The organism is Sphingobacteriaceae bacterium GW460-11-11-14-LB5, assembly GCA_002151545.1.
In the GTDB taxonomy this organism is placed as follows: domain Bacteria; phylum Bacteroidota; class Bacteroidia; order Sphingobacteriales; family Sphingobacteriaceae; genus Pedobacter.
This window is the reverse complement of sequence record CP021237.1, coordinates 609,589-622,808: the sequence shown is the minus strand read 5'-3', so window position 1 is coordinate 622,808 and position 13,220 is coordinate 609,589. Positions and strand designations below refer to the sequence as shown.

Annotated in this window: 5 protein-coding genes; 2 read left to right on the top strand and 3 right to left on the bottom strand. The window is 42.2% G+C overall.

The window, feature by feature from the left end; translation table 11 throughout:
• Position 1 precedes the first annotated feature (1 nt).
• From CA265_02490 to CA265_02480, 3 genes are all read right to left on the bottom strand, one after another.
• Complete coding sequence (locus CA265_02490; protein ID ARS38610.1) at positions 2 to 3,004, bottom strand: hypothetical protein; 3,003 nt, start codon at positions 3,002 to 3,004, stop codon at positions 2 to 4.
• 620 nt (positions 3,005 to 3,624) lie between these two features.
• Positions 3,625 to 7,668 carry a hypothetical protein gene (locus CA265_02485; protein ID ARS38609.1) on the bottom strand — a complete coding sequence of 1,348 codons (4,044 nt, stop codon included), beginning with the start codon at positions 7,666 to 7,668 and terminating at the stop codon, positions 3,625 to 3,627.
• Positions 7,669 to 7,883: 215 nt separating this feature from the next.
• A complete protein-coding gene (locus tag CA265_02480; protein ARS38608.1) occupies positions 7,884 to 9,746 on the bottom strand; it encodes a beta-galactosidase in 1,863 nt (620 codons plus the stop codon).
• Positions 9,747 to 10,270: 524 nt separating this feature from the next.
• Here CA265_02480 and CA265_02475 point away from each other — a divergent pair.
• Entirely contained in the window at positions 10,271 to 11,662 is a 1,392-nt protein-coding gene (locus CA265_02475) for a hypothetical protein (protein ID ARS38607.1), read from the top strand.
• Positions 11,663 to 11,712: 50 nt separating this feature from the next.
• On the top strand, positions 11,713 to 13,212 hold the full coding sequence (locus CA265_02470; protein ID ARS38606.1) for a hypothetical protein: 1,500 nt from the start codon (positions 11,713 to 11,715) through the stop codon (positions 13,210 to 13,212).
• The last annotated feature ends 8 nt before the right edge of the window (positions 13,213 to 13,220 follow it).

The window sequence follows — 13,220 nt, the reverse complement described above, 5'->3', positions numbered from 1 at the left end:
TCTATAAATTCAATTTAAAACCAACAATGAACGAACGGGGGATTGGCAACCCGTATCCGCTATACAGACCGTTAAAGTCGATCAGCTCAGGATCAGTGCCTTTAAAACCAGTGATTGTTGCCAGATTGGCGCCGGTTACATATAAAGCAGCATTCCTTAGCTTACTCGAACCTTTCTTAAAAAGCATGTCTGTAAAATCATAGCTAAGGGTAACAGCGCGAAGTTTCAGGTAGGATGCGTTTTCCAGGAAAAGATCCTGATTCAACTGGTAAGGGATCACAGCGCTCCAGGGATTATAAACCGGGTACTTTTCAATAATTACATCTTTTTGCCAGAAAAATATTTCCTGCACCCCGCGGATATCACTTGTAGCGGTGAGGTTGGCAAAATTGAATTTGTTCGACGCACGGCTGTTCAACGCATCCTGCCCTAAGGCGAAAACGACATTAACGTTCAGCTCGAGTTTTTTATAACTGAAACGATTGTTCCATCCACCGGTTAGCGCAGGCATGCTATGGCCTTTCAGTACCTTATCATTATCGTCAATCACATAATCACCGTTCTGGTCTTTCCATTTCGGATCACCGGCAGAAAAACTAAGGCCGTAATAACTCAACGGCTTGTTGTTTACGGGGTTTACCTGGATCTCTCCGGCACTTGTATAAATACCATTGTTCTCCAGCAGCCAAAACTGGTCTATAGATTTACCGACCTGCAGTTTCCGGTTGCCCAACACCAGTGTCTGCTGGCCATCAGGAAGTGCACTTAACCGGTTTTGATTAACCGCAGCATTAATTGAAGAATACCAGTTCAGCTTTTTACTGCCTTTAATCACAGCAACCCCTACAGCCGCCTCTATACCTCGATTAGTGACCGACAAACCGTCTTTCCACGTTTGCGTATAGCCCAATTCTTCCGGAACCGGTACAGCGATGATCTGGTTTTTATCCTGTTTATGATAAATCCCGACAGAAAAGTCAACACGGTTCAATATCGTTCCCTTAACATTAAGGTCGATTTGATCGCTATATGGCCAGCCCAGCTGATAACCTACCCAACCAGTTGAATAAGGCCGCGACAATACTGCCGAAGCGTTATAGGAAAATATGTCTGGACTATTGTTATAACCCAGGTCTACAGTATACTGCGGGCCTTCTGAAAATTTATCGTAAGTAATTAATTTACCTATCCTTGCGGCAGATAGGTTTACGGCAAGGTTATTTATCTTTTTGTTGTCTTTCAGTAAAAACTTTTTCAAGTCCCAGTTGATACTCAAGGCAGCTGTTGGAAGCCAGCGATGATCTGGCTGCACATTACTGCTACCATCTACCCTGAAAGTACCGTTTACGCTTAAAAAGTCTTTAAAATCATATTTAACTGAGGCAAATGAGGACATAAGTGTCATTGTCTCCTTGTCGGTATATCCATGAATAATAAAGCCTGCACCGGTGCTGGGCACTTTGATAAAATCATTAGCACCATGATAGGCCTGCGAGTAATTATAGCGGTGGATATCTGATTGTATCATGGTTCCTGCCGAGAATAAAAAACTGTGATCGCTATTGAGTTCTAAATTGTAATCTGCGGTATTGCTCCATATTGCGCGCTGATTGTAACCGAAATACCCGGAAGCATAGTTGATCCCATTCATCAGTGTTGAAGGGTAAAATGTATTTCTCAGGCCTTCGTTGTAATCGAAAGATATCTTAGTGGTATAACGGATCTTCTTTAACAGAAAATTCAAAGCCACATACCCTTGAATGGCACTATTAATATTTTCATCTATGGCATTGTCATAAATTGACAGGAGGGATTGATAAGTATCACCGGAAGGTGCAATGGGTATATTGATATCGGGTATATATTCCATCTCGGCAAATCGGTCGCGGAGGTTTTTATTTGGTTTCCTGTTTAAGCGGGTGGCATTTACCATACTCGAAACGGTTAACCAGCTAAAAGGCACCATATTAATAAAAAAGCTGGCGCTTGATCGATCAAGGGAACTTTGATCTGCAGAACCGCGATCTGATGTATGCGACCCGAAAAAGCGGAAATTTGCGCGATCATTACCTCCCGTGATGCTGAGATCGACATTCAGCAATGGATTGTTTTGATAATAAAGATCAGACCATTGGGAGGCACCATAATATCTGGCATTGGTCTGGTCATATAAAAATGCAGGGTAGGTTGCCTTTTGTCCTGCAGTAGCATATTTATCATAAAACATCCTTCTAAAATCGTTTTCATAAGCCGCATTGGTCGTCGAAATATTTGCAGGTTTGGTTGCCTGACCGTAATAGCTGTTAACCTCGATCTGTTTTTCACCTGACTTAGCGTTTTTAGTCACGATCCAAATGGCGCCATTAGCAGCCTCCGGACCTAATCTGGCAAGCTGGGCAGGGTCTTTTACCACATCAATCGATTTGATATTATTAACACTGAACTGGGAAAGCAGGTTAGTTGCAGGGCCGATCGGATTAAAGTCATAACCCTGAATGTTGTAAACGAAGGGGTGATCACCTATAAGCGGGATGCCATTAAGATACACAGCAGGTTGATTACCATACCGGTCTTTATTAGTAATCAGTGGTGAGGTTAACCCCCTGATGGTCATAGCTTGTAACGTACCTGGTTCTCCGCTCTTTTCCTGCACGTATAAACCAGCCGATTCTCCCTTCAACATTTGCTGAATGGTTGTAAACGGTGTTTGTGCTAATTGGCCTGCCTGAATATGGTCGGAATGCGCTATACCCTGAACCACATTTTCTACCCGATCGCGAAATGAACGTACTTTGAGGGTATCAGTAGGTTTGAGCGATCTTATAGCATCTTTTCTCAAACTGTCTTTGCGCAGCGAATCCTGTGTAACCAGTGGCTTGACCGGAACTTGCTGATACGACCTGAAAACGCTATTACTTCCCCATGCAGGAGAATTAGCAAAAATGCATAACAGCGCACAATAGCGCATCCAAATCGTAACTTGACGAAGTAAAAGTTTAATCATACTGGCTCAATATGGTTTATATTGGTTTGTTTGCAGGCGGCATCTTTTCAGTGGAATGCCGTTCACTTTTAAAAAACTATACTAAATAGAAGGTTTACAGCGTGCATTAAATCTTCGGTCATGTCGCACAGCTTACTATGCGCAGACTTTATTTTGTTCTGAACTTTCTCTCATTTGGTTAGTCGTAAAACAGAAGCAAAGAAAGTGCAATTCAAAGCGGAGGGTTAGGTACAAAATAAGATTTATAGGGGTAGAGATCGGTAAATTTGCCCTTAAGGAGCCGCAAATCGTTCGATTTCGTTTCTGGAATACAGATTTATAGCTGGCTAAAGTTCGTTATGGAAATCCAGCAACAGCCAGCCAGAGGTTATGCGCTCCATTGAATTGGGAAAACAATCACTGATTTATTATCAGAATGCTGCTCAGGCCTGTTATTGGTTTACATCAAAAGTAATTTGGAGCGCGAAATTTTAAAAACAGTGCTGCCCGGTAAGATCCGGAAATAGCGGGCTGATATTACACCAGCTGGCAACAACGCCTTTTGTGCGGTTATTGCTGCCAGAGAGCTCCATCAAAGGGATTAGACTACCGACACCAAACTAGTCTGTTTTTGAACAAGCTTATAAGGTTTTGCGGTATTTTTTAATGTATTCTGAAGGCGTCATTTCGAACAATTTCGTGAATTGCTCACGAAAATATTTTTGATTATTGAAGCCCGCCCGAAAGGCAGCTTCATTTACCCTGCTGTCCGTTTGGATCAATAGTTCCGCTGCTTTTCTCAAGCGGATGAACCTGATAAATTCATTGATCGATTTACCGGAAATGGATTTAACTTTCTTATATAATGCCGAATGACTCATCCCTACCTCATTGGCCAGTACTTTAGTATTGAAGTCTGGGTTATCAAGGTGCCGCTCTGTAATGGAGATACATTTCGACAAGAATTCTTTAAAGGTGGGCGATATTTTCTGATTATCGGCTTGAAGAGTCACTGCATTATAAAAATAGCGTTGCAAACTATTGCGGCTTTTAAGTATATTATTGATCCTTGCCGTTAACAGTTCAGCCTCAAAGGGCTTGGTAATATAATCCTCCGCCCCGCACTCCAGGCCTTTCAGCTTGATCTCCGATGATGTCGACGAGGTCAGCAATATAACCGGGATATGACTGATGGCAGGATCAGCCTTTATCTCTGTACACAGTTGGATACCGTCCTTTACGGGCATGGTCACGTCACTGATGATGATATCGGGAAGTTGTTTTTTTGCCTTGATCAAACCATCCTCACCATCTACGGCTTCATAAATGATAAACGATTCTTTAAATATCCGCTTAATGTACTGCCGGAAAAGTTCATTGTCATCAACGATCAGTATTGCCGGTTGTTCGGATACCAGATTATCCAATTCCCCAGAATCAGGTTGCTCCATAGCGGTTACCGGTTCTTCCGCTTCTTCTTCCGCCAGGTCAAGATCAGGCATGATAAATTCAGTATCTTCATGGTGCACGGTTATACCGGCTAAATGTTCCAGTCCTTTAAGCAGTTCAATCCGGAAGACCGTTCCCTCTCCGATTTCACTGTGATAAGTCAATTCACCTTTATGAGAAGTGATGAATTTTTTAGCGAGATAAAGGCCTATTCCAAAACCCTTAACCGAAACGTTGTAACTTTTTGGCGCCTGATAAAATTTATCAAAAAGTTTATCTCCGATTTCGGGATGGATACCCCGCCCATTGTCCTGAATCAGGATCGCTATGCGGCCGTCATAATCCTCGACTTTAACATGGATACTGCCATTCTTTTCCGTAAACTTAAAAGCATTAGACAAGATATTAAAAAGTACGATCTCTATCTTTTCCCGATCAGCAAAAATTTCAATATATTCTTCAGCAGACTCAAATGTAATATCAATATTTTTCAAACGTGCCTGACTTGTAAAACACAGGAAAACATCTTTACAAACTAATACGATGTTCAGTTTTGAGATTTTAAGGTCATCTTCTTCGTGATCTGCCTTTCTGAACAGTAATAACTGGTCTACGAGGCTAAGCAAACGTTTAGCGTTTAAATATACAATGGATAAATCGCTGACATCTATATTTTTACCTGAGCTATAGAGCAGCTCCTTTACGGGATTAATGATCAGCGTTAGCGGACTACGGAATTCATGTGAAATATGGGTGAAAAACGAAAGCTTCCGTTCATTTAATTCTCTTTCCTTCTCTGCATTTGCTGTGGCCATTTCGATTTGGTAATTCAGCCTGACCTGATTTGACTTATACCTGTTAAACCGGTACAGCAAATAGGAAATGATGGCTAAATAGGTTAAATAGGCCCACCACGAACGATACCATGGTGGTAATATGATGATCTTTAAAGTAAGTTGGCGAGGATTCCAGATACCTTCCCCATTAGTTGACCTGATATGAAGTACATAGGTACCTTCATGCAACCGGGAGTAATTACCACTCCTCGCTGTTCTGACATTGTTCCAATTATTTTCAAGACCTTCAAGGTAATAGCTATAGGAAATCCTGGAGGGGAACGAATATTCCAGTGCACTATAATCAAAAGAAAGAAGGGCCCTGTCATAAGGGATTTTGATTTCCTTAGTATCGTACAGGCTGGCCGAATAGGCCGCATCGCTGATCAGCGGTTCGTTTGAAGCCCTTAAATCTGTCAGACGCAAAGGCGGAAACGCAGAATTGTTCATAATGCTGTCAGGATTAAAAATATTAAATCCCTTGATGCCGCCAAATAGAAGTTGTCCTGAACGAAGGTGCGCCGATGCATTATAATTGAATTCGTTACACTGGAGCCCGTTTTCGATATAAAATTTGTTAAAAGTATTATTGCGGTAATTAAATTTCGTTAAACCATTGAAGGTACTCAGCCACAGATTAGCGTGATCGTCTTCTTCAATATTAAGCACAGTATTGTTACTCAACCCGTCAGACTCTGTAAAGGCCTGAAAACTTCCGTTTTTGGAATTATACTTTAAAAGTCCGGCATATTGCGTCCCGACAAAAAGATCTCCCGATTTATTAAAAAATATCGACCGAATAGGGTATCTGATATCATAAGTGATCACTTTCCCCCCAGCTGTGTACTTATAGAGTTTATTGAAACTTCCGAACCACAAATTACCCAGCTTGTCTTCATTAATGGCAATGATATTCTTTAAGTGTTCATTATTGAATGGCTCAAATCTATCTGAGGCAACATTATAGTGATATAAAAGCCCGACACCAACACAGGTTCCTGCCCAGATCCCACCCTTTTTATCTATAAAAAGTTTCCAGACATTCTCATCCTTACCCCAACTGTTGGCGCAGGGATAATATTTGAATGTGCCTGAGCCCCGGTTATAACGGTTAATACCCCCACCGAATGTTGCTATCCAGATCACATCATTATTGCTCCTTACAATGCTGGTCACATTGTTACTGCTCAACGACTGTGGGTTGCCGTTTTCATGACGGTAAGTTTTAAAACCCTTCAACCGGTCCCAGAGCGAGATTCCTCCGCCATCCGTTCCGATCCAGATTTTCCCGTCACGATCTTCGCAGAAGGATAATATAAAATCGCTGACCAAACTTTGCTGGCTCAGCGGATTACGGTAAATATGCTTGAATTCGTTTCGCTTGCGATCCAGGACATTGATTCCACCACGCAGTGTGCCAACCCAGATCCGATGTTCTTCATCTTTTAAAATAACACTTATCGCATTGCTGTTCAATGAGGATGGGCTTTCACCTGCAGTCTGATAAGAAAAACTTTCCTTTTCCGTATCCATAATATTAATTCCACCGCCATCTGTCGCGATCAGCAACCGGTTCCTGCGATCAAATGCCAGGCTGAGAATGCGTTGAGCAAGAAGTTGACCGGGGGCTACACTATACCATTTAAAGCTTTTAGCTAAAATGTTATAGCGATAAAGTCCGTGGTCTGTACCAATCCACAGGTTTCCCGATTGATCGGCCTCAATGGAATTTGCATTCCGGATATCCCCATTGCTACTCACCAAAGAAATCTGCTTTGAACGGTAGTCGTAATAAGCCAGTCCTTTCGCGGGGTTGATCAGCCAGGCCCTGTCCTGAACTGGCCGGATGGCACGGATGGAATAAGGGGTCAGCACTTTTTCACCGGGTTGAAAAGATACCTGACGCGTTTCCCGGGAGTGATTATCGTAAACCAGAAGCCCCAGATCAGATGCGCCGATGAACACATCACCATGGTTTCCTCCTTTAATGGCATAAATTTCCTGATCGATAGGTCTCGCCTTTTTATCATTATAAGCTTTAAATATAGGTTTGACAAATTTGGAAGGGAAACTGTGCAGCACGCTTACTCCCCTTTTTGTAGCAATCCAAAGCGTCCCTGAGCCATCTTCCGCCATACCAATAACCTGATTGTTGACAAGTGATGAGCTATCATTGGGGTTATTCCGGTAAATACGGAAACTGTAACCATTGTATTGATTCAGGCCATCATCTGTTCCGAACCACATAAAGCCAAAATGATCTTTATATATCGCATTAACCGAATTATTGGAGAGCCCTTTTTCGATTCCTAAATGGGAGAACAGATCCTGTGCATGCAGGTCTGTAAACCTGATAATCAGTATGATTAAAAAAAATAAGTAACGAAAATTTTTTTTCATGTTATTTTTTTAAAGGTTCCGATCCCAAGGCCTCGCCAGGGAGTAATCGATATAAAATCAATTACAAATGAACGATTTTTTTAGAGGTTTGTAAATTTATAAGGACATGCCTTGCCAGGGCCTTTTTATGCAGTGCAGCCATCCCCGTATATATCTCAACTCTGTATATTTTTATACCTGTGAAAATACATAGTGAAATTAAAAATAGGTATAATTTAATCGATCTTACGCGGCAAATGGTCGGGTACGGAATGGTCAATTCCATCGAGTAAAGGATGGTCTATCCCTGTTATTTCGTTCTGATTAGGTCGGAGTAATTCCAGTACTTCGATCGAATTAACACCTTTACGTAACCATTCTGCGGGAAGGTAAAGCGTTTCCTGTGGACCGATGCTCCAATACTTACCCAGGTTATGGCCATTCACCCATACCATTCCTTTCCCCCACTTACGCATATCAAGGTAGGTATCGCCAATAGCGGTGAGGTTGAACGTGCCCTTTTTAATAACAGGCGTATTTCCGGCCTTAACGGTTGACTGGTATTTGATTTTTGACAGATCGTTGAAAGGAAAGCGGTACATTGTCCAGCCTTTAATTTTTCGATTGTTAAAGCTTACGTACCCCGTTATTCCTTTACGGTTTTGCAATAAGTATTTCCCGAAATTAATCCGTCCAAGATTTTCTACCAGAATATCCAATACGACCTTCCCTTGTGGAAGACTTATATTTAAACTATCCTGGTTCAAACGGCGGTCAAGCGTAGCGATCTGCTTACCATTAACCATGATCAATGCATAATCGCGCAGCTCTTTGATTTTCAATGTGCCTTTAATACCGCCGGTTAGTGTTGTTCTGTAAAGTACAAATCCATAATCCTGCAGGAGTTCCTCGAAAGTGAGGGGACTATCGTGATAAGTTCCCTTAGAAAGATTCCCCGTTAATGATGCCGTAAGCCCAAGTTTTATAGTTGGTATCCGTATGGCTGGTTTAGGATTGGGAACGGGTGGCAGCGTTGTTCCGGCAGGCAGGTGCTTTTGAATAATGGATCGAAATGCATGGAATTTCGCTGTGGCATTGCCTGCTTCATCCAGAGGGGCATCATAGTCATAACTACTAATCTGCGGTTCATAAGGGGTTTCATCTTTAAAATTCGCCCCGTTCATAAAACCGCGTGTTGTACCCCCGTGAAACATATACATGTTAATGGAAATTCCGGCGGCAAGTACCGAGTCTAATTTACCCGTAAATCGGGCTGCCGGCACGGTATGATGAGGAGCTCCCCACCAGTCGAACCAGGCGGGATACCATTCAGCGATGTAGTAAGGCCCTTTTCCGTTATGATGATCTGCGATCAGTTTCTTCACCTTTTCGGGATTATCAAGCCCGTTAACTGCCGGCAACAGGCCCGGAAGATAACCATTGGTGAGGTCAGGTGCAGGGTCACAGGTATATAACAAGCCATCGAAACCAGCTTTTATAAATAATTTCTGATTGATCGAAAGGTATTCCTTATCGCTGCCATAAGAGCCATACTCATTCTCAATCTGGACCATTAATATATTGCCACCGTGGTTGACCTGTAATGGTGCAAGCTGCTTGCCAACCTCCATGATGTATTTTTCATACTCCTTTAAATAAAGCGGGTCCTTACTCCGCACCACAAGTCCTTTTTCGTTTTCCAGCCAATAGGGATAACCACCAAACTCCCATTCTGCGCATACATATGGGCTTGGCCTTAAAATAACCCACAAACCTTCCTCCTTAGCTATTCTGACAAATTCGGCCACATCATTATTGCCTTTAAAGTCGAAGATGCCCTTTTGGGGTTCATGAAGGTTCCAGAAGACATAAGTTCCGATGGTATTAAGCCCCATTGCCTTTGCCATCTTCATCCTTGACCGCCAGGCTTCTCGTGGAATCCTCGGATAATGAATTTCACCACTGATCATTTGGAATGGTTTACCATCAAGTAAAAAAGCATCATCACCAAGGGCGAAAGTGTGTGTTTCCTGCGCGAAAACGGGGATTGTAAAAAGTAAAGCGAGTATTACCGCTCTGATTGTGTTAAATAAATACATACAGCTCTTTATTAAGTAATAATTGGTTTAAATAGATCATCTCTGATTGCAAACAGCACAGGATACCCTGCACGCCACATTGATTCTGCTCACGCAATTCCTGAGCTCTGCAAATCTGAAATAAACGTAGAAATTAGCTAAAGCACCACACAGGTAGGAAATCATAATTTTGGGGAGGTAAATCGGTATTCCCCGTCCATGGTAGCTTTAACCCTCATCAAATGATGATAAAGATTACGCCTTTTAACCAGGGATATGAATCAGAAGGTTTTTTTAACTGCCCGATTGCAGTCGACCGGCACAAGAGATGATTGACTTAAAAGAAAAAGAAAGTATTGTTAAGCTCCCGCCCAAAATAAAAAGCCTTTGTCGAATACACTTCATGGAAAAAACAGCACCTGAACACCCAGAGCGGCTTTATACGAGAAACGACCCCTAAAATTATGATTCCCTACCCGCTTAGATCGGTCGTATATCTATAGGTTTACATCCGCTAACCAAAAGCATTCAGGTTGCCGTACCATATGCAAAAAAAACATTCACATGATCTTCAGGAAAACGATCTGGACATTATCGGTCTGGCACAACTGGCTTATTCGGGTTTAACCGACCAGGCGAAGCATAAGGGCATTGAAGTCGATTTAAAGCTTACCGGCACTGACACCCAATTTCAAAAGACAGGTCTTCACCAGATCGAAGTACTATTATATATCATGCTTTCGACCTCCATCAACCTGGCGCTTCCAAAAAGCACTATTGTATTGGCAGTAACGGATAAAGCTGGAGCGGCCGAGATCAGCGTTTCTTTTTCTTCTATAGGCTCGAGCAGTAACAGAACGGAAAATGTAGGAAAAATGGATTCTTCCGTCAAAATCATCGCTTTTCTGCTCGGACAATTTCCGGTAATACGAAAGTCCAGTTCCCCGGCAGACATCTCAGAAGAAAACTGGACACTTAATTTACATCAAACAACAAGCGGCCTCGAGATGATGTTTACCGATAAAAAAATACAAACATCGTACATGAGGGGCTTGGGCTCAACCTATCATGCCATAGCTGAAACCGCCATATCTGAACATTTGCGCCATTTAGATCTGCCATTCAACTGTATTACATCTGTCCTGGTAATTAAGTCCAACGAAGCACCTCATGTGTTATTTAAGCACAACCATTGCACTTTCAGTGTAATTTCCTATCGGGAAAATATTAGAGATCTTCTTGAGCAGGTTAAGAGTAAGCTACCAGAACTCATCATTTGCCTTGCCGACCCCGAAGCAACTCCGGTAACAGCGATGGCGGCGGCTATCAAGTCGGTCCACATATTTAACCACATCCCGGTTATCATTGCCTCGAGGAACGGCAAAATCTCCAAGCATATTTGGTCAGGCCTTAACGTCCCCTATTACCGGTATACAGCCCAATCAGATGAAACAGTAGCTGAAGCAATCGAATTAATAATGGCCAGAAGACAGCTGCTTCAAAAATATTTTTATCGGGAGGTGTGCGGAAATGAGCTGAAAAACATTCCTTTTATGTATCAGGAGCTTGTAGCAGTGTGTACCGCAATCATTGAACAGCACCTCCTGAATCAATCTTTTACCATTCATCAGCTATGCGAACTGGTTGGAATGAGTTATTCCAGTTTATTTAAAAAAATGAAAGCGGCTACCGGACTTTCTGTAAACGGCTTTATCAGATATATACGACTATGTAAAGCAGCACATTTACTGCTCGGCAGCATGTGTAAAGTTCAGGAAGCCGCACTTAAGGTTGGCATCTCAGATATTAAATATTTCCGCGAAAAATTTATCGAACTGTTTGGTATGCGACCTTCCCTTTTTGCAAAAACGCATCGGGCTGCCTTTAGCTTCGAACAAACCATAATCCTGGAGAAACAAATACAATTCACTAAATAAAAAATCAATCACTTTAAAAAGAAAAAAAGAAACAGATGAGAAAAATATCCATGAAATGGGCTCTGGTAGCTATGATAACACTTTCGGTTTCCGCTCTAAAAGCATCAGTTCAGCAAACTGAAGGTAATAATCCTTCTAACGACAGGCCTCCTGCGGAAGATGCAGGCAAAAATAAAGTGATAAAAAACCTCCCGATACTCAAATCAGGTCCATGGCTGGACCTTGATGATACGCACCCTACAGCTACATTTACTGTTAGTGCATCCGACCTGCAAAGCGATCAGCCGATCAATATTACTGCAACTTCAGGCTTTTCTGTAAAACCCCAGGTAATTCCGGCTAATGCACAAAACACCACCGTAACGGTTACCTTAAACAGCACCAAAAAACTGACTCTTGGGCATGTGATCCTCAGAAGCGGTGCTACCAGATCTTATGTAAACTTAAAAGGTTATGGAAGCAAAATGACCACCAAAGCAATGACCAATAACCCAAAATATGCAGGTGGTAGAGATGCCGAAATAACCTTTGGTGAAAAAGAGGGCTTCAATCCTGATGTCAACGGGTTTACTATGGAATTCAAAGTAAATACAGATAGCTTAAAGGAATTTTATCCTTATGCCGTTACGAATAAAGGAATTGGTTTTAAAGCCTATATTAATGCCAAGGGGATGGGTTTGTATAACGGATTGGACAAAAAAGAGCTGTTTAACCCCACAATCAATGAAGAAAGCGGTCTTGGCCAGTTTTACAATGATGATAAAAGATCACATACATACCGCTATTCGTTTACCAGAGACAATCGGATTATCATTTTCAAGGACAACTTACTGATTGACAGCGTGCGTGCTACAGATTATGGCACCCAGCCTGAGTTTGCGGTCGGAAACGGCGATATGGTAGAGAACCTGCTGAAGAATCCAAACTTTGAAGGCGAATTTAATACGGCCTACGATAACCATATCGCAACCAAGATAGAAGGCTGGGATGTGCTGATCGGTGACCGTTATAATTCCGAGCAATTTATCAAAAATCAGGAGATCAACAACCAACAGGATTTTGACAATCATATTTTAAGCATGAACAATTATAAATGGGCAGATGGTTGGTCTGCCTCCGAGATCGGGCAGGTAATAGATGTTGTACCTAATGAAACTTATACACTTTCGGCACTGGTACGCGGCGGTATCAAAAAAGAGGGTCCCACCATGGGGGTGATCAAGATCCAGGAAGTACAGGACAATTCACTCGGAACCTCCGTGGATGTGACCGATAACAACTGGCAAACCTATTCTCTTGACTACACCACCTCTGCAACCTGCAAGCAAATCCGCATATTTTTCTACCTGGAACGAGATAAATGGGGCGCCACGATTAGTCCGCTGGAGGTGGATAACGTGAAGCTGACCGGAAAATCAAGGACTTATGCAGCAAAGGCAGGATTCCAGAATACATCCACAGGTATAGACTATTTTACGTTCGATACTACCGGGGCCTATGCGCCTAACCTAAATCCTCAGATAAACATTTCTGTAGGAAAAGCTAAGTAAAAGAATAA

Bases quoted from the DNA above. Each gene is read 5' to 3' on its own strand.
- CA265_02470 (ARS38606.1), top strand. From the start codon at position 11,713: ATGAAATGGGCTCTGGTAGCTATGATAACACTTTCGGTTTCCGCTCTA.
- CA265_02480 (ARS38608.1), bottom strand. From the start codon at position 9,746: ATGTATTTATTTAACACAATCAGAGCGGTAATACTCGCTTTACTTTTT.
- CA265_02490 (ARS38610.1), bottom strand. From the start codon at position 3,004: ATGATTAAACTTTTACTTCGTCAAGTTACGATTTGGATGCGCTATTGT.
- CA265_02485 (ARS38609.1), bottom strand. From the start codon at position 7,668: ATGAAAAAAAATTTTCGTTACTTATTTTTTTTAATCATACTGATTATC.
- CA265_02475 (ARS38607.1), top strand. From the start codon at position 10,271: ATGCAAAAAAAACATTCACATGATCTTCAGGAAAACGATCTGGACATT.